The organism is Streptomyces sp. 3-6 (assembly GCF_056323165.1).
On the sequence record NZ_JBWHZP010000006.1, the window covers coordinates 196,299 to 212,854 of the forward strand.

At 72.2% G+C, this 16,556-nt stretch carries 13 protein-coding genes and 1 pseudogene; 8 read left to right on the forward strand and 6 right to left on the reverse strand.

Going from position 1 to position 16,556, the window contains the following annotated elements; genetic code table 11:
* Nucleotides 1-207 precede the first annotated feature (207 nt).
* A complete protein-coding gene (locus tag AC02VZ_RS11290) occupies nt 208-747 on the forward strand; it encodes a bacterial proteasome activator family protein (RefSeq protein WP_432057056.1) in 540 nt (179 codons plus the stop codon).
* Nucleotides 748-844: 97 nt separating this feature from the next.
* Here the strand turns inward: AC02VZ_RS11290 and AC02VZ_RS11295 are convergent, their stop codons facing one another.
* Nucleotides 845-2,482 (reverse strand): protein kinase domain-containing protein, encoded by a 1,638-nt coding sequence (locus tag AC02VZ_RS11295; RefSeq protein ID WP_476475273.1) that lies wholly within the window; start codon nt 2,480-2,482, stop codon nt 845-847.
* 348 nt (nt 2,483-2,830) lie between these two features.
* On the opposite strand from AC02VZ_RS11295, the gene AC02VZ_RS11300 reads away from it, so the two are divergent.
* Entirely contained in the window at nt 2,831-4,417 is a 1,587-nt protein-coding gene (locus AC02VZ_RS11300) for a protein kinase domain-containing protein (protein WP_432057054.1), read from the forward strand.
* 235 nt (nt 4,418-4,652) lie between these two features.
* Here the strand turns inward: AC02VZ_RS11300 and AC02VZ_RS11305 are convergent, their stop codons facing one another.
* Nucleotides 4,653-5,684 (reverse strand): phosphotransferase enzyme family protein, encoded by a 1,032-nt coding sequence (locus tag AC02VZ_RS11305; RefSeq protein ID WP_432057053.1) that lies wholly within the window; start codon nt 5,682-5,684, stop codon nt 4,653-4,655.
* Between the two features lie 435 nt (nt 5,685-6,119).
* Here AC02VZ_RS11305 and pdhA point away from each other — a divergent pair, with 435 nt between their 5' ends.
* Genes pdhA through AC02VZ_RS11320 form a run of 3 tightly spaced genes read left to right on the forward strand, consistent with a single transcriptional unit; the run spans nt 6,120 to nt 9,793 of the window.
* Nucleotides 6,120-7,361 carry a pyruvate dehydrogenase (acetyl-transferring) E1 component subunit alpha gene (gene pdhA / locus AC02VZ_RS11310; protein WP_432057052.1) on the forward strand — a complete coding sequence of 414 codons (1,242 nt, stop codon included), beginning with the start codon at nt 6,120-6,122 and terminating at the stop codon, nt 7,359-7,361.
* Nucleotide 7,362: 1 nt separating this feature from the next.
* On the forward strand, nt 7,363-8,340 hold the full coding sequence (locus AC02VZ_RS11315; RefSeq protein ID WP_164335489.1) for an alpha-ketoacid dehydrogenase subunit beta: 978 nt from the start codon (nt 7,363-7,365) through the stop codon (nt 8,338-8,340).
* A gap of 10 nt (nt 8,341-8,350) precedes the next feature.
* Entirely contained in the window at nt 8,351-9,793 is a 1,443-nt protein-coding gene (locus AC02VZ_RS11320; RefSeq protein ID WP_476475274.1) for a dihydrolipoamide acetyltransferase family protein, read from the forward strand.
* Between the two features lie 144 nt (nt 9,794-9,937).
* On the opposite strand, the gene AC02VZ_RS11325 is transcribed toward AC02VZ_RS11320, so the two are convergent.
* Nucleotides 9,938-10,948, reverse strand: coding sequence for a BRO-N domain-containing protein (locus tag AC02VZ_RS11325; RefSeq protein WP_476475275.1), 1,011 nt, complete (start codon nt 10,946-10,948; stop codon nt 9,938-9,940).
* 228 nt (nt 10,949-11,176) lie between these two features.
* Here AC02VZ_RS11325 and AC02VZ_RS11330 point away from each other — a divergent pair, with 228 nt between their 5' ends.
* Nucleotides 11,177-11,833: a DUF6518 family protein gene (locus AC02VZ_RS11330; RefSeq protein WP_432057049.1), complete on the forward strand. Its 657-nt coding sequence runs from the start codon at nt 11,177-11,179 to the stop codon at nt 11,831-11,833.
* Nucleotides 11,834-11,858: 25 nt separating this feature from the next.
* Here AC02VZ_RS11330 and AC02VZ_RS11335 read toward each other — a convergent pair.
* A pseudogene (locus AC02VZ_RS11335) lies at nt 11,859-11,978 on the reverse strand (contact-dependent growth inhibition system immunity protein); the annotation flags it as partial.
* Nucleotides 11,979-12,117: 139 nt separating this feature from the next.
* Nucleotides 12,118-13,017, reverse strand: a complete 900-nt coding sequence (locus AC02VZ_RS11340) for a D-alanyl-D-alanine carboxypeptidase family protein (RefSeq protein ID WP_432057048.1) — start codon at nt 13,015-13,017, stop codon at nt 12,118-12,120.
* A gap of 212 nt (nt 13,018-13,229) precedes the next feature.
* On the opposite strand from AC02VZ_RS11340, the gene AC02VZ_RS11345 reads away from it, so the two are divergent.
* Both AC02VZ_RS11345 and AC02VZ_RS11350 read left to right on the forward strand, forming a co-directional pair.
* Complete coding sequence (locus AC02VZ_RS11345) at nt 13,230-13,883, forward strand: GntR family transcriptional regulator (protein WP_432057047.1); 654 nt, start codon at nt 13,230-13,232, stop codon at nt 13,881-13,883.
* The gene (locus AC02VZ_RS11350; RefSeq protein ID WP_476475276.1) at nt 13,880-15,319 is read left to right on the forward strand and encodes an MFS transporter; all 1,440 of its coding nucleotides are present in this window, start codon (nt 13,880-13,882) and stop codon (nt 15,317-15,319) included. The genes AC02VZ_RS11345 and AC02VZ_RS11350 overlap by 4 nt, the downstream gene beginning before the upstream one ends.
* A gap of 262 nt (nt 15,320-15,581) precedes the next feature.
* Here the strand turns inward: AC02VZ_RS11350 and AC02VZ_RS11355 are convergent, their stop codons facing one another.
* Nucleotides 15,582-16,406: a maleylpyruvate isomerase family mycothiol-dependent enzyme gene (locus AC02VZ_RS11355; RefSeq protein ID WP_476475277.1), complete on the reverse strand. Its 825-nt coding sequence runs from the start codon at nt 16,404-16,406 to the stop codon at nt 15,582-15,584.
* Nucleotides 16,407-16,556 lie beyond the last annotated feature (150 nt).

Consider the following 16,556-nt stretch of genomic DNA (forward strand, 5'->3'; position numbering starts at 1 on the left):
CCCAAAAGCCTCGCATTTCCGTGCCCGGCCGGCATTCCGGGCGCTCCGGTCGGCTGAATCGTGACCGCACGGTGGGGAACCCGGCTGTCGGCGCCGCAGGCCCGCGGCCGGCGGAAGGCCGCGGCCCGGTCCGGCACGGACGACCGGGACCGCCGTCCGGGTGGGGGCACCACCGAAGCGGCGCACCGGGTACGAGAGAATGGCCGTATGGAGATGCCGAGGAACGAACGGTCACCGGAGAAGCCGCAGATCCTGGTCGTCGGCCAGGACGGCATGGCGCTCGGCGGGGGCACCGGGGACGACGACTCCCGCGAGACCCCGGTGACGGAGCAGGTGGAGCAGCCCGCCAAGGTCATGCGGATCGGCAGCATGATCAAGCAGTTGCTGGAGGAGGTGCGCGCCGCTCCTCTGGACGAGGCCAGCCGGGCCCGGCTCAAGGAGATCCACGCCAGTTCGGTGAAGGAACTGGAGGACGGTCTGGCCCCCGAGCTGGTCGAGGAGCTGGAGCGGCTGTCCCTGCCGTTCACCGACGAGGCCACGCCGAGCGACGCCGAACTGCGGATCGCGCAGGCCCAGCTGGTGGGGTGGCTGGAGGGGCTGTTCCACGGGATCCAGACCACGCTGTTCGCGCAGCAGATGGCGGCGCGCGCCCAGTTGGAGCAGATGCGCCGGGCGCTGCCGCCGGGCGTCGCCGAGAGCTCGGACGACCCGCACCTCGGCGGTCGCTCCGGGGGCCCGTACCTGTAGCGCTGCGGAGCGGCCCGCGCGGCGCGCTCCGGCACCCGGACGAGCGAAGGGGCCCGGCATCGCGCCGGGCCCCTTCGGTGTCCGTGCCGCCCCGCGGTCAGGCGGGCGGGTTGCCGGTGGAGACCTTGAGGGTGATCTCCGGCATGTCCTCGGGATCGACGTCCGTGCCGGCCGGCGGGAACTGCTCCCGGACGGATCCCTCGCCGTAGACGTTCTCGTCCACGTTGACGATCTTCAGGTCGCCCCAGCCGGCCGCCTGGAAGCACTCCTTGACCGACTTGATGTACTTGAACTTGAAGTTCGGGAGCCGGATCTTGTCGGGGTCGTTGTACGACTCCCGCGGCTCCTCGCACTCCTCCTTGTCGATCGTCTTCGACGTGTCGGGCCCGCGGTAGCCCTCCGCGCGGGTGGCCGACGCCGAGGGCGAGCTGCCGCCGCCGCCCTTGTTCTCCTCGTCACCGCCGCCGTTGAGCGTCAGCGCGGCGATCAGGCCGCCGACCGCGAGGACGGAGACCACCACCGAGCCGATGATCACCGGCCGGTTGCCGCGGCCCCCGCCGGACCCGGCGGGCTGCGGCGAGATCGTGTACGGGGCGGGCGTCGACGGGCCCGGCTGCGCGGAGTACGGAGACGGGTGCGGGGTCGGGTAGCCGCCCTGCTGCGGGTAGCCGTACGACGGGGCCGGAGCCGGGGAGCCGTACGGGTGGGGCGTGGGGGCGGGGCCCGGCTGGTACGGCGTGTGGACGGTGCCCGGCTGGGCCTGGCCGGTCTGGTCGACCGGCGGGAACACCGCGGAACCGACGCCCGAGCCGGCCGGCGACTGGGTGCCGGGGACGATGCTCGGCGGCGCCGGCTGGAAGGACTGGCCCACCCGCAGGCACTCCCCGCGCATCGCCTCGGCGCTGGGGAACCGCTCGTTGGGGTTCTTCTTCAGCGCGCGGGCGATCAGCGCGTCCACGGCCGGGGGCAGCGAACGGTTGATGGAGGACGCGGCCGGCGGCTCCTCCTGCACGTGCGCGTAGGCGATGGCCAGCGGGGAGTCGGCGTCGAACGGGAGGCGACCGGTGACCAGCTGGAACAGCATGATGCCGACCGAGTAGAGGTCGGACCGGGCGTCCACGCCCCGGCCGAGCGCCTGCTCCGGCGAGAGGTACTGCGGGGTGCCGACGACCATGCCGGTCTGGGTCATCGACGTGACGCCGGACTGCATGGCCCGGGCGATGCCGAAGTCCATGACCTTGACCACGCCGCGCTTGGTCATCATCACGTTGCCCGGCTTGATGTCCCGGTGGACCAGGCCCATCTCGTGGCTGATCTCCAGGGCGGCCAGTACGTCCGCGGTGATCTTCAGGGCCTTGTCGGCGGGCATCGCGCCGAACTGGCGCACGTCCTCGTCGAGCACCGACCCCAGCGGGCGGCCCTCGACGTACTCCATGACGATGTACGGCGTGGTCATGCCGTCCACGTCGTCCTCGCCGGTGTCGAAGACCGACACGATGTTGGTGTGGGTGAGCTTGGCCACGGACTGCGCCTCGCGGCGGAACCGCTCGCGGAAGGCCTGCTCGCGGCCGAGTTCCGTGTGCAGCGTCTTGATCGCGACCTGGCGGTCGAGCACGCTGTCGTAGGCGAGGTGGACGGAGGCCATGCCGCCCTGGCCGAGCAGGTCCCGCAGTTGGTACCGTCCGCCGGCGAGCGAACGTCCCGCATGGTGGCCCTGTGCGCCGTCCTGGCTCATGTTCCGCTTCCCCCGTAGCCTCTCCGGCGCCGTCGTCGGTGACCGTCCGTCGTAGATCCCGTGTGCTATTCCCGGCCAAGTCTGCCGCAGGCCACCGACACGTCAAGCGCGGTGCCCGTTCCGTGACCGTACGCGAAAGAAGCGTCGCGGAAGCGTTACCGCAGGCGTACGGCCGGTACACGCAATTTGCACGACCGTACGGAGTGCGGGTTTCATGACCGGTCCGTCTCGTCCCGGTCCCCGCGGGCCGTACCGGACCGAAGGCCCGCGCGAAGGCTGTAGCGTGGCTCGACGGAGAGACCGTGACAACACCGCGCGTACCGCGGGCAGAAACGACGGCGAGGACTGATGGCACAGCAGCAGCGCGCCCAGGGCCCGTCCGACCCCGAGGCGACTGGCGGCGGCATGTCGGACGCGCCGGACAACTGGGGCAACGGCGGGCTCGTGGGCGACGGCCGGTACCGGCTGACGCACCGGCTCGGCCGGGGCGGCATGGCCGAGGTGTTCGCCGCCGAGGACGTCCGTCTGGGACGCACCGTCGCCGTCAAGCTGCTGCGTTCCGACCTCGCCGAGGACCCGGTCGCCAAGGCCCGCTTCACGCGTGAGGCGCAGTCCGTGGCCGGCCTCAACCACCATGCGATCGTCGCCGTGTACGACTCCGGCGAGGACGTCATGGGCGGCCAGCCCGTGCCGTACATCGTGATGGAGCTGGTCGAGGGCCGCACCATCCGTGACCTGCTGATGAACGCCGAGGCGCCGGGTCCCGAGCAGGCGCTGATCATCGTCTCCGGGGTGCTGGAGGCGCTCGCCTACTCCCACCAGCACGGCATCGTGCACCGGGACATCAAGCCCGCCAACGTCATCATCACCAACAACGGCGCCGTGAAGGTGATGGACTTCGGCATCGCCCGGGCGCTGCACGGCGCGTCCACGACGATGACGCAGACCGGCATGGTCATGGGCACCCCGCAGTACCTCTCGCCGGAGCAGGCGCTCGGCAAGGCCGTCGACCACCGCTCCGACCTGTACGCCACCGGCTGCCTGATGTACGAACTGCTGGCGCTGCGTCCCCCGTTCACCGGTGAGACGCCCCTGTCGGTGGTCTACCAGCACGTCCAGGACATCCCCACGCCGCCGTCGGAGGCGTCGGACGCCAGCCCGCCGGAGCTGGACGGGCTGGTGATGCGCTCGCTCGCCAAGGACCCGGACGACCGCTTCCAGACGGCTGAGGAGATGCGCGGGCTGGTCCAGTACGCGCTGCAGATGCTCTACGACCAGGGCGGTCACACCGGCACCTGGAACACCGGCCCGGTCGACGTGCACGACGGCCGCAGTACGCCGGCGGCCGGTTTCGCCGGCACGGCCGTGATGCCGCACGCGGACGCCGCGGGCACCGCGGCGATCCCGCAGCCGATCCTGCCCGCCGGGTACGGGAGCGGGGACGACGGCGGCTTCGAGGGCGGCGGCAACCGCGGCAGCGGACGCGGCAAGCTGTGGGTGCTGGCCGTGCTCGCGGTGATCGCCGTGGTGGCCGGCGTCGCCCTGGCGCTCAACAACTCCGGGGGCGAGGGGGGCGGCGAGAAGCCGGAGAAGTCGCCGACGACCTCGCAGACCACCGAGGACGAGAAGTCCAGCGAGAGCCCGAGCGACGACGTCGACGAGACGCCCAGCCAGGACACGGACCCCGGTACCGGGACGGGCTCCGGCGGCAACTGGACGCCGACCCAGCAGCCGACCCAGCAGCCCACGCAGCAGCCCACCCAGGACCCGACGGGCGAGCCGACGGGCCAGGACCCGACGACGCCGACCGACCCGACCACGGAGCCGGAGGAGCCGTCGAGCCCGCCCGTGACACCGCCGACCGGCGGTGGCGTGGCAGAGGGCGCGACCGGCGGCGGCGAGGACGCCGGGGGCCAGGGCGAGGGCGGTAACTGACGGCGCAGGCAGGGGCGACGGCGGCGGCTGACGGCGCAGGCAGGGGCGATGGCGGCGGCTGACGGCGCAGGCAGGGGCGATGGCGGCGGCTGACGGCGCAGGCAGGGGCGATGGCGGCGGCTGACGGCGCCGGAGCGGGCGGCCGGCCGTCCGGACAGCCCGCCGGTGGCGTTCCGCCGGCCCGTTCCGCGAACGGGCCGCCCGTCCGTACTGCCCGCCGGTGGCGTTCCGCGGCTCACTCCACGAACGCGTCGCACACCGCGTCGTACTGCCGGGTCCACCACACGGCCAGCGCGGCCGTGGCGGGGAACTGGCCGTCCGCGCGGGTGTCGGCGCGTTCGTAGTGCCAGCGCAGGATCCAGAAGTCGTTGAGGCGCTCCCACCAGACCCGGTGCACCGCCGCCGCCAGGTCCGACGGCGTGGCCGCGGCGGCGCCCCGGTAGGCCCGGGCGTAGGCCCGCACGCGCGGCAGGTCGAGGGTGCCCCCGGGCCGCACGAAGAAGATCGCCGCGGCCCGCACCGCCTCCTCCGCGCGGGGCTGCACGCCCAGCCGGTCCCAGTCGACGATGGCGGCGGGCGCGTCCCCCCGGTACAGCAGGTTGAAGGGGTGGAAGTCGCCGTGCACCCAGCCGACCGCGCCCCCGCGCGGCGGACGCCGGTGCGCGTGCCGCTCCAGGAGCGTGCGGCGTTCCTGGAGCCGGTGCCGGGCGAGCGCGTCGAAGGAGTCGGCGGGCCGGTGGCGGTCGACCCGGGCGAGCAGGTCGTCGATCAGGTCGAGAGTGTCGGCCGGGTCGGCGGCGGGGGCCGGCTCCGCGGCGGCGCGGCCGTGCGCCGGCATCACGCGCTCCAGGCCGGCGTGCACCGCGCCGAGCAGCGCCCCCAGCCGCCCGCACTGCTCGGGGGTGAGCTGGCCGCCGTGGCGGTGCCGGCCGTCGATCCACGGGTGCAGGGCGAAGGCGTGGCCGCCGATCACCACCACGGTGCGCCCGTCCCGCGCGGGCAGCGGCGGCGCCACCGGGACCCCGAGCCCCGCCAGGCGCAGGGTGGCCCGGTGCTGCCGGGTGATCGCCACCGGGTCCGCGGTCTCCGGGTCGAAGTGGTGCTTGAGAAAGTAGCGGCCACGCGTCGTGCACAGGCGGTAGCCGCGGTTCAGCAGCCCTTCCTCGACGGGCTCGCAGGTGACGGCCGAACCGGCGGCGTACCGGCTCAGGAGGGCGCGCAGAGGGGGCGCGTGCGGTGCGGGAGGTGGTACAAGGAGTAACGACACGCGCCGGATGCTAGGGGAACGCGCACCCCCGTGAGCTGCGTCGCGTCACACCCTGTCAATTCCGGTCACACCAGGTGTCCGTTCCGACGTCGGCGGTGCGGCTCGGCTCTTCCCGAGCCCGGGGTGGCCGGGATAACGTGCCGTTGCTCCGGCCTCCTGCAAGGCTGTGACCAGTGCACCCGCCAGACCTTCTCGATTTACTTGGATATCCAAGCAAAAACGCAGGTCAGGTGGGGTTTCACAGAAATGTGTCGCACTGGGTAACGTGCACATTGCAGGGCGCTCGCCGGGGCACCTGTCACGCCTGTTCCCGGTCGAGTGGCACCCACCCCGTGCCCGGTGGCCGAAAACAGGTGAGCCTTTCCCGCTCCTGGAGCGGGGAAGACCCCCAGGTCACCCGGCAACCCCGGGGGCCGGACCGACGGAGGAGCACACGTGACCGTGGAGAGCACTGCCCCGCGCACACCGCGACGCAGCGCCGGAAGCAAGGCCGGCGCCACCGGCACCAAGAGCGGCGCCGCCGCCAAGAAGGCCGCCGGCGCCGCCAAGAAGGCCACCACCGCCAGGAAGGCCGCCGGTGCCGCCGAGAGCGCCGAACCCGCCCTCGTCCAGCTGCTGACGCCGGAGGGCAAGCGCGTCAAGAACGCCGAGTTCGACCCCTACGTCGCCGACATCACCGCCGACGACCTGCGCGGGCTGTACCGCGACATGGTGCTCACCCGCCGCTTCGACGCGGAGGCCACCTCGCTGCAGCGCCAGGGCGAGCTGGGTCTGTGGGCCTCGCTGCTCGGCCAGGAGGCGGCGCAGATCGGCTCCGGCCGGGCGCTGCGCGACGACGACTACGTCTTCCCCACCTACCGGGAGCACGGCGTCGCCTGGTGCCGGGGCGTCGACCCGACCAACCTGCTCGGCATGTTCCGCGGCGTGAACAACGGCGGCTGGGACCCCAACAGCAACAACTTCCACCTGTACACGATCGTCATCGGCTCCCAGACGCTGCACGCCACCGGCTACGCCATGGGCATCACCAAGGACGGCGCGGACAGCGCGGTCGTCGCCTACTTCGGCGACGGTGCCTCCAGCCAGGGCGACGTCGCCGAGGCGTTCACCTTCTCCGCGGTCTACAACGCCCCGGTCGTCTTCTTCTGCCAGAACAACCAGTGGGCGATCTCCGAGCCGACCGAGAAGCAGTCCCGGGTGCCGCTCTACCAGCGCGCCCGCGGCTTCGGCTTCCCGGGCGTGCGGGTGGACGGCAACGACGTCCTGGCGACGCTGGCGGCCACCAAGTGGGCCCTGGAGCGGGCCCGCAGCGGTGAGGGCCCCACCCTGCTGGAGGCGTTCACCTACCGGATGGGCGCCCACACCACCTCCGACGACCCCACCCGCTACCGCCACGACGACGAGCGGGCCGCCTGGGAGGCCAAGGACCCGCTGCTGCGTCTGCGCCGCCATCTCGAGCTCTCAAACCACGCGGACGAGGGATTCTTCGCGGAACTGGAGAACGAGTCCGAGGCGTTGGGCAAACGAGTGCGCGAAGCGGTCCGTGCCATGCCGGACCCGGACCACTTCGCCATCTTCGAGAACGTCTACGCGGACGGACACGCCCTCGTGGACGAGGAACGGGCGCAGTTCGCCGCCTACCAGGCGTCCTTCGCCGACGCGGACGGGGGTAAGTGACATGGCAGAGAAGATGGCCCTGGCCAAGGCGATCAACGAGTCGCTGCGCCGCGCCCTGGAGACGGACCCGAAGGTCCTCGTCATGGGCGAGGACGTCGGCAAGCTGGGCGGCGTGTTCCGGGTGACGGACGGGCTGCAGAAGGACTTCGGCGAGAGCCGCGTCATCGACACCCCGCTCGCCGAGTCGGGCATCGTCGGCACGGCGATCGGCCTCGCCCTGCGCGGCTACCGCCCGGTGGTGGAGATCCAGTTCGACGGCTTCGTCTTCCCGGCGTACGACCAGATCGTCACGCAGCTCGCGAAGATGCACGCCCGCGCGCTGGGCAAGGTCAAGATGCCCGTCGTCGTGCGGATCCCCTACGGCGGCGGCATCGGCGCGGTGGAGCACCACTCCGAGTCCCCCGAGTCGCTGTTCGCGCACGTCGCCGGCCTGAAGATCGTCTCGCCGTCGAACGCGTCCGACGCGTACTGGATGATGCAGCAGGCCATCCAGAGCGACGACCCGGTGATCTTCTTCGAGCCGAAGCGCCGCTACTGGGACAAGGCCGAGGTCAACACCGACGCCATCCCCGGCCCCCTGCACACCGCGCACGTGGCCCGCGAGGGCACCGACCTGACGCTGGTGGCCTACGGCCCGATGGTGAAGCTCTGCCAGGAGGTCGCGGACGCGGCCGCCGAGGAGGGCCGCTCCCTGGAGGTGCTGGACCTGCGCTCGGTCTCGCCGATCGACTTCGACGCGATCCAGGCGTCCGTGGAGAAGACGCGCCGCCTGGTCGTCGTCCACGAGGCCCCGGTGTTCTTCGGTTCCGGCGCGGAGATCGCCGCCCGGATCACGGAGCGCTGCTTCTACCACCTGGAGGCGCCGGTCCTGCGGGTGGGCGGCTACCACGCGCCGTACCCGCCGGCCCGCCTGGAGGAGTCCTACCTCCCGGACCTGGACCGGGTGCTCGATGCCGTCGACCGCTCGATGGCGTACTGAGGAGGGGGTCGTGACGACGATGACGGACGCGTCCGTACGCGAGTTCAAGATGCCGGACGTGGGCGAGGGCCTCACCGAGGCCGAGATCCTCAAGTGGTACGTCCAGCCCGGTGACACGGTCACCGACGGCCAGGTGGTCTGCGAGGTCGAGACGGCCAAGGCGGCCGTCGAACTGCCCATCCCCTACGACGGCGTGGTCCGCGCCCTGCACTTCCCGGAGGGCACCACGGTCGACGTGGGCACGTCCATCATCGCGGTGGACGTCTCCGGCGGCGCGGCCCCGGCCGAGGAGGCGGCGCCGCCCGCGGCGGAGACCGTGAGCGCGGACGGGCCGGCGCCGGAGCCGGAGCAGAAGGGCTCGGGCCGTCAGCCCGTGCTGGTCGGCTACGGCGTGGCGACGTCCTCCACCCGCCGCCGCCCCCGCAAGCCGGCGACCGCTCAGCCGGAGCTCAACGGCCACACCCCGCCCCCCGCCGAAGCCGCCGTGCCGGCCCCGGCACCGGCCGCCGAGCCGGTCACGGGCGGGCAGCGCCCGCTGGCCAAGCCGCCGGTGCGCAAGCTGGCGAAGGACCTCGGCGTCGACCTCACCACGGTCGTCCCGACCGGCCCGGACGGCATCATCACCCGGGACGACGTGCACGCGGCGGCGCAGCCGAAGGCCCCCGAGCCCCAGGCCCCGGCGGCCCCCACCGCCCCGGCCCCGGCGCCCGCGCCCGCAGCCGCGGCTCCCGCGGCGGCGTCCTACGACACCGTCCGCGAGACCCGCGTGCCGGTCAAGGGCGTGCGCAAGGCGACGGCGGCGGCGATGGTCGGCTCGGCCTTCACCGCGCCGCACGTCACCGAGTTCGTGACGGTCGACGTGACCCGCACGATGAAGCTGGTCGAACAGCTCAAGCAGGACAAGGAGTTCGCCGGGCTGCGGGTCAACCCGCTGCTCCTGATCGCCAAGGCCCTGCTGGTCGCGATCCGGCGCAACCCCGAGATCAACGCCTCCTGGGACGAGGCGGCCCAGGAGATCGTGGTCAAGCACTACGTCAACCTGGGCATCGCGGCGGCCACCCCCCGCGGCCTGATCGTCCCGAACATCAAGGACGCCCACGCCAAGACCCTGCCGCAACTGGCCGAGTCGCTCGGTGAACTGGTGTCCACGGCCCGGGAGGGCAAGACCTCCCCGGCCGCGATGCAGGGCGGCACCGTCACCATCACCAACGTCGGCGTCTTCGGCGTCGACACGGGCACGCCGATCCTGAACCCCGGCGAGTCCGCGATCCTCGCGGTCGGTGCGATCAAGCTCCAGCCGTGGGTCCACAAGGGCAAGGTGAAGCCCCGTCAGGTCACCACCCTGGCCCTCTCCTTCGACCACCGCCTGGTCGACGGCGAGCTGGGCTCCAAGGTCCTGGCCGACGTGGCCGCGGTCCTGGAACAGCCGAAGCGGCTGATCACCTGGGCGTGACGGCCCGACAGCGGGTAGGTTGACCCCGGGAGGGGCGCCGCAAGTTCGAGTTGCGACGCCCCTCCCGCCGTTCGGTCGCTCGGCCGTTCCGCTGGTCCGCCGTTCCGTCGTGGCCGCGCCCGCGGCCGTGCCGGGAACCGTGGCTCAGGACGCGTGGAGCACGTACACCGGCGCCCCCTCCTCGCTCCCACCCCGCGAGCGGATGCAGGCGTGCGCGCGCAGCAACCGCAGGCAGGCGTTGACGCGCCGCACCGTGAGCCCCGTCCGCGCGGCGAGCGACTCCAGCGGTTCGCGCAACTCCCCCTGCTCGACGAGCACCGGGGCGATGACCACGGCCACCGTCCACACGTCCTCCGTGACGGACAACCGCTGCCGCCAGTCGGCCAGCACCGACGCGGTGGTGGGCTGCTCCGCGCGGGCGGCCCTGCCGGGCCCGCCCCCGAGCACCAGGGCGTCGAACCGGTCCGCGATCCGCTCCATCGCCCGCACCATGGCCTGCTGCACGGCCAGTGTCGCCTGCTGCGTGGTCAGCAGATCCCGCTGCAGCGCCACGGTGTCCTGGTGCAGGGCCAGCGTTTCCTTCTGCACAGCCAGCGACTCCCGCTGCCCGTGAGCCAGTTCCTCGTCCAGACGCAGGTTGTGCGCCTCCAGCCGGACGATCGCCTCGGCGACCTGGTCGGGCATGGCGTAGGCGATGGGGGCGCCGGGTTCGGGGGACTGGACCGGAGCCTCGTCGAGCACGTACGAACCCTCGCGCTGCACGGTTTCGACCACCTCGGCGACCCACTGCTTGAACGGTGCGCAGGCCGGTTTGGTGCAGGCGTTCACGAGCAGGATGAGACCTTGCAGCGAGATGACATTCAGGTCTCGGCGCCACTGCCGACCTGCGGGAATGCCGAGACCGTAAGTCCTGGTGACGGTCTCGAGCAACTCTCGGTGCTCCGGGGGGACATGGTCCGAGAGAGCCTGCCGTGAGTTGCTGTGGCCGAGTTCCTTGCACACGTCGACGGCCGGGAACCAGTGGGTTCCGTCGGGCATCGTCAGCCGTCGCACGCGGGCACCGGTCGCCGCGTAGACGAAGTCGCTGATGTCGATGGCCCCGGTCCGCTCGGGCCGGGCGGCGAAGGGATCGGGATTCCTGCTGGGCTCGTTCATGTGAACCACCTCCGCTGCGGAACGTAGAGCCGGGCAAAAGGCATATGCCAGCCCGTCCGGTGATGTTCACGCATGCGAGCGAAGGGGGCCGGAACCCGGCGTGCCGGTTGGTCCGGAGGTGTATGTCGTCGCTGCGGTGCTGCCGTGCTGCGGTACAGCGATGCTGCCGTGCTGAAGCCCTTGGTGGCTATACACCCTGCGTATACATGCCATGTATAGTCCCCTTTCATGTCCTCCGTCACCCGCCTGCGCCGCTCCGCCCCCGACTCCGCGCCGACCGATCTCACGGTGCTCACCGTGATCGCCGGTTTCGGGCTGCTCCTCGGCTGGGCGACCTACACCCTGCACGGGATCACGCCGGTGCTGGACCGGGCGACCAACTCGGTCTCCACCTGGATCCTGTGGACCGCCCTGGCCGGGGCCCTCGTCCCGTCCCGGCGGCTCGCCGTGGCGGGTGGGCCGCTGATGATGCTGTTCACCTGCGCCGGGTACTACGTCGCGTCCACCCTCGGGGGCCACTTCGGGGCCGGCGGGCTCGGCACCGCCGCCCTGTGGACCGTGGCGGGACTGGCCGGCGGGCCGTTGCTCGGCTGGGCGGGGTGGACGGTGCGCCGCGGCTCCGGGCAGGCGCGGGCGGTGGCGGGCGCGGTCGTGGCCATGGTGGTGCTGGGCGAGGGGCTCTGGTTCGGCCTGGCCCTGCACTACTGGACCGAGGCGGCCGTCTTCCTGGCGGTCGGCGCCCTCCTCACCGCCGTCCTGACGACGTACCTCGTGCGCGCCCGCGTATTCCGGGCCTGGCTCTGCCCCGTACTCGCCCCGCTCCTCGCCGCTGTCTTCTTCGGCGCCGAGAAGCTGATCCTGGACACCTTGATCGGGACCATCTGACGGCAGCTCCCACCGAAGCCGCTGTTCAGGGGTTCCCCTTCGGCCTCGACCCGGTGAGGCGGCCGACGGCGAGGGCGAGCCACCCGCTGGGGGAGTACGGCGCGGGCGGGTCCACCTCCATGCCCAGTTCGGCCAGGGCGAGAGCGGGTGGACACGCTGTCGTTGCTCCGGCGGCGCGCCTCCGGGCCTTGGCTCTGCTCCGCATCACCCAACGCCGAGGGGCTCACCCGCGCCGGTGCGCCGGTGAGCCCCTGGCCGGTGATGGGTGGTCGTTGGCGGGTCGGTCAGATCTTGCCGAAGCCGTAGCCCAGGAGCTTCTTCGCGTCCTTCTCGCGCTGGCTGCCCGAGGAGGAGGTGAGGACGGTGCCGATGACCGTCTTGCCGTTCCGGGTGGCGGCGAAGACCAGGCAGTACTTGGAGACAGAGCCGGAGCCGGTCTTCACGCCGATGGTGCCGCTGTAGTTGCTGAGCAGCGTGTTGGTGTTGGTCCACGGCGCCATGGTGCGGGTGCCGCCCGTCTTGGTCTTCGTCTTGGCCGTGTACTTCTTGGTCTTGACGATCGTGCGGAACGTGGAGTTCTTCATCGCGCTGCTGGCGATCTTCGTCAGGTCGCGCGGGGTGGAGTAGTTCTTGCCATTGCCGATGCCGTCGAACGAGTCGAAGTGGGTGTTCTTCAGGCCCAGTTTCTTGGCGTCCGCGTTCATCTTGCCGATGAAGGACTTCACCCGGGCCGCGCGGGTCTTGCCCGAGCCGAACTTGTCGGCGAGCGCGTACGCCGCGTCGCAGCCGGAGGGCAGCATCAGCCCGTAGAGCAGCTGGCGCACGGTGACCTTGTCGCCCACGATGAGGCGGGCGGACGAGGCGGTCTTGGAGACGATGTAGTCGCTGTAGGCCTTCTGGATCGTGACCTTGGTGTCGAGGTTCAGGTTCTTCTGCGCCAGGACGACCTTGGCGGTCATGATCTTCGTGGTGGAGCCGGTCGAGCGGCGGGTGTCCGCGGCCTTGGTGTAGAGCGACTTGCCGTTGGCGTTGTTCATCACGTAGCCGCCCTTGGCGACGATCGTGGGTGCGGCGGCGGCCTGGGCGGGAGCAGCGTGGAGGGCTCCGGAGGCGAGGACGGCGCCTGTGGTCAGGGTCACGCCGATCGCTCTGCTCAGACGGATGCCCTGGATGCCGGTTTTCAACTGAGGTACCCCGATTACCTTGAATGGCCGTACGGTGCGGCCGAGTTGAGGTGCGGCCGACAGGGGGCCGCACGTGTCTGACTCGCGTCGGGGGGTGATGGTTGTGCGGGATCCGTGAAAAATTCCGTCCGTCGACGGCTGTCGCGGGCCGTCGCCGGTCCGCATGGCGGACGGTGGCTGTGATGTGTCCCTGTTGTATCTATCCTGTCGGCATGAGCCTGGCCGACGTGAAGCACCCCCCTGCCGCCGAACGCGTCTACACCCATGTCAAGCAAGGTGTCCTCGACCGCCGGTACGAGGGCGGGACGCTGCTCACCGAGGGGGAGCTCGCCGAGGCCGTGGGGGTCTCCCGCACGCCCGTGCGGGAGGCGCTGCTGCGGCTGGAGGCCGAGGGTCTGATCCGTCTGTACCCGAAGAAGGGCGCCCTCGTACTGCCCGTATCGGCGCAGGAGATCGCCGACGTGGTGGAGACCCGGCTGCTCGTCGAGGAGCACGCGGCGCGCAAGGCTGTGCCCGCGCCGCCCGCCCTCATCGAGCGGCTGGAGGAGCTGCTGGCCCGGCAGAAGGAGCAGGCCGCCGCCGGGGACCTCGCGGGCGCCTCCGTCACCGACCGGTGCTTCCACGCGGAGATCGTCCGCAGCGGCGGCAACGAGATCCTCTCCCGCCTCTACGACCAGCTGCGCGACCGCCAGCTGCGGATGGGCGTCGCCGTCATGCACTCCCACCCCGACCGCATCGCCAAGACCCTCACCGAGCACGGGGAGATCCTCGACGCCCTGCGCTCGGGCGACGCGGAGGCGGCCGTGGGCGCCGTCCACCGGCACGTGGGCTGGTTCTCCCACCTGGCCCGGGGCGAGGTGCGATGACCCGCCCCGACCGCCCCGACCGCCCCGACCACTCCGGGGGCGCCGCCGAGCGCCCCGACGGACCCGGGGGCGCCGCCGGCCGTGCCGAGCGCGCCCCTCGTGCCGCCGGCCGCCCCGACCCCGCCACCCGGAAGGGCGCCACCGCCACGACCGCCCGCCCCGGCGATCCGCCCGGCGGGCGGCGCGCCCTCGCCGTGTGGGGGATCGGCGTCTCGGTCTACTTCGTCGCGGTCATCTTCCGCACGTCCCTGGGCGTGGCCGGGCTCGACGCCGCCGACCGCTTCGACGTCAACGCCTCCGCCCTGTCCACGTTCTCCATCGTCCAGCTGATGGTCTACGCCGGCATGCAGATACCCGTCGGCCTGCTGGTCGACCGGCTCGGCACCAAGAGGGTGCTGGCCATGGGTGCCGTGCTGTTCACGGCCGGCCAGCTCGGGTTCGCGCTGTCCCCGTCGTACGGCATGGCGCTGGCCGCGCGGGTGCTGCTCGGCTGCGGCGACGCCATGACGTTCATCAGCGTGCTGCGGCTGGGCACCCGGTGGTTCCCGGCCCGCCGCGGGCCCCTGGTCGCGCAGATGGCGGGACTGGTCGGCATGGCCGGCAACCTGGTGTCCACGCTCGTGCTGTCCCGGCTGCTGAACGACGTCGGCTGGACGGCGGCGTTCGGCGGCAGCGCGCTCGCCGGTGCCGTGGTGTTCGTGCTGGTCGTGCTGTTCCTCAGGGACCACCCCGAGGGCCACGAGCCGGAACCGGTGGGCAAGCAGGGCCCCGCCTACGTGCGTCGGCAGATCGCCGCGTCCTGGCGGGAGCCCGGGACCCGGCTCGGCCTGTGGGTGCACTTCACCACCCAGTTCCCGGCGATGGTGTTCCTGCTGCTGTGGGGGATGCCGTTCCTGGTCGAGGCGCAGGGGCTGTCCCGGGCCACCGCGGGTGAGCTGCTCACCCTGGTGGTGCTGTCCAACATGGCCGTCGGCGTCGTCTACGGCCAGGTCGTCGCCCGGCACCACGGCGCGCGGCTGCCGCTGGCGCTCGGGACCGTGGCCGTCACGGCGCTGCTGTGGGCCGCCACGCTCGCGTATCCGGCCGAGACGGCACCGGTGTGGCTGCTCGTCGTGCTGTGCACGGTGCTGGGGGCCTGCGGACCGGCGTCGATGCTCGGCTTCGACTTCGCCCGGCCCGCCAATCCGCCCGAGCGGCAGGGCACGGCCTCCGGGATCACCAACATGGGCGGCTTCATCGCCTCGATGACCACGCTCTTCGCCGTGGGGGTGCTGCTGGACGCCACGGACGACAGCTATCCCGTCGCCTTCTCCTCGGTCTTCGTCCTCCAGGCGCTCGGCGTCAGCCAGATCCTGCGGCTGCGGCGCCGGGCGGTGCGCCGCGAACGGGAGCGGCTGGTGGCGAGCCGGGTGGAGACGCATCACGTCGCGGTGTGACGTGACGGCCCGCTCGCGGCACCGTGCGGGGCGGGCCGCTCGGGCGCCGCGCGCTACGGCCCTCCCGTGACAGCCCTCCCGCGACGGCCTTCCCGTGACGACCTTCCCGTGACGGCCCTCCCGCGACGGAGCCCTGCCACGAGCCCTCTCCGGCGAGCAACGGGGTGCGGGTGCCGTCCGCGGGCACCCGCACCCGTATCCGTATCCACGATCCACGATCCACGCCGGACGGAACGCGGCGCGGGGACGGTCGGCTCGGGAGCTACTTGGTGACCGCGAAGCGGCGCAGGATCGCTTCGGCGAGGTCCGGGTCGCCCTCCGTCTTGATCCGGTCGGCCACCTGCTCGTGGGTCACCCGGCCACAGGCCAGCCGCACGTACGTCTCCCAGTCGAGGGTGAGGGTGACGGCCGGGCCCAGCGCGGGCGCGGTCTCCAGGGTGCCGCGGCCCTGGATGTCGACGCGGATGGTGCGCAGGAACTCCACCGGGCCGTGCACGTCGACGACCACGGCCGAGCTGCGCGGCGCCTGGGCCTCCTCCGCCACCACCCGGGGCAGCTCGTCCAGCAGCACGTCACGGGCGACGTGCGCGCCCGGCGAGTCGAGGTTGCCGGGGCGGCCGAGGGCGGCGCGCAGGTCCTGCTCGTGCGCCCACACGTCGAAGGCGTGCCGCCGCATGGCCTCCTCGAGCGTGAGTTCGGTGCCCAGCGGGCCGCGCACCAGGGTGGAGGGGTCGCGCGACTCGTTGCGCAGCTGGCGGTTGCGGCGGATGACGACGTACTCCAGCTCGGAGGTCATCTCCGGCGCCGTGTGGTGGCGGCGCACGTCGACCTGCATCTCCATGTAGCGCTGGTGGTCGTTGGTGACGTGGAACAGGTCGCGGGGCAGCGTGTGGATGGGGCGCGGGTCGCCCAGCATCTCGGTGTCCAGTCCGATGACGTGGGACACCACATCACGGACCGACCAGCCCGGGCAGGGCGTCCGCCGGTTCCAGTCGGCCTCCACGAGCGGCTGCACCAGCTCGGATATCGCGTCGATGGAGTGCGTCCAGGCGTCGGCGTAGGACTGAAGGGCGGGATGCAGGCTCACGGAACTGGGACCCCTCGGCGGTCGGTACACGGGCAGGTTGTGGCGGCGGTGCCTGTGGGCGGTGGCTGCACTCGGCGGGACCCCCAAGTTACGCTGCTGTGGGGCACCCCGGCAGTGCTTTGGTGTGACGATCGTAGGCCCGTGGCCGCG

Excerpts from the sequence above, each read along its gene's own strand:
- AC02VZ_RS11290 (WP_432057056.1), top strand. The coding sequence starts at position 208 with ATGGAGATGCCGAGGAACGAACGGTCACCGGAGAAGCCGCAGATCCTG.
- AC02VZ_RS11295 (WP_476475273.1), bottom strand. The coding sequence starts at position 2,482 with ATGAGCCAGGACGGCGCACAGGGCCACCATGCGGGACGTTCGCTCGCC.
- AC02VZ_RS11300 (WP_432057054.1), top strand. The coding sequence starts at position 2,831 with ATGGCACAGCAGCAGCGCGCCCAGGGCCCGTCCGACCCCGAGGCGACT.
- AC02VZ_RS11315 (WP_164335489.1), top strand. The coding sequence starts at position 7,363 with ATGGCAGAGAAGATGGCCCTGGCCAAGGCGATCAACGAGTCGCTGCGC.
- AC02VZ_RS11325 (WP_476475275.1), bottom strand. The coding sequence starts at position 10,948 with ATGAACGAGCCCAGCAGGAATCCCGATCCCTTCGCCGCCCGGCCCGAG.
- AC02VZ_RS11330 (WP_432057049.1), top strand. The coding sequence starts at position 11,177 with ATGTCCTCCGTCACCCGCCTGCGCCGCTCCGCCCCCGACTCCGCGCCG.
- AC02VZ_RS11345 (WP_432057047.1), top strand. The coding sequence starts at position 13,230 with ATGAGCCTGGCCGACGTGAAGCACCCCCCTGCCGCCGAACGCGTCTAC.
- AC02VZ_RS11350 (WP_476475276.1), top strand. The coding sequence starts at position 13,880 with ATGACCCGCCCCGACCGCCCCGACCGCCCCGACCACTCCGGGGGCGCC.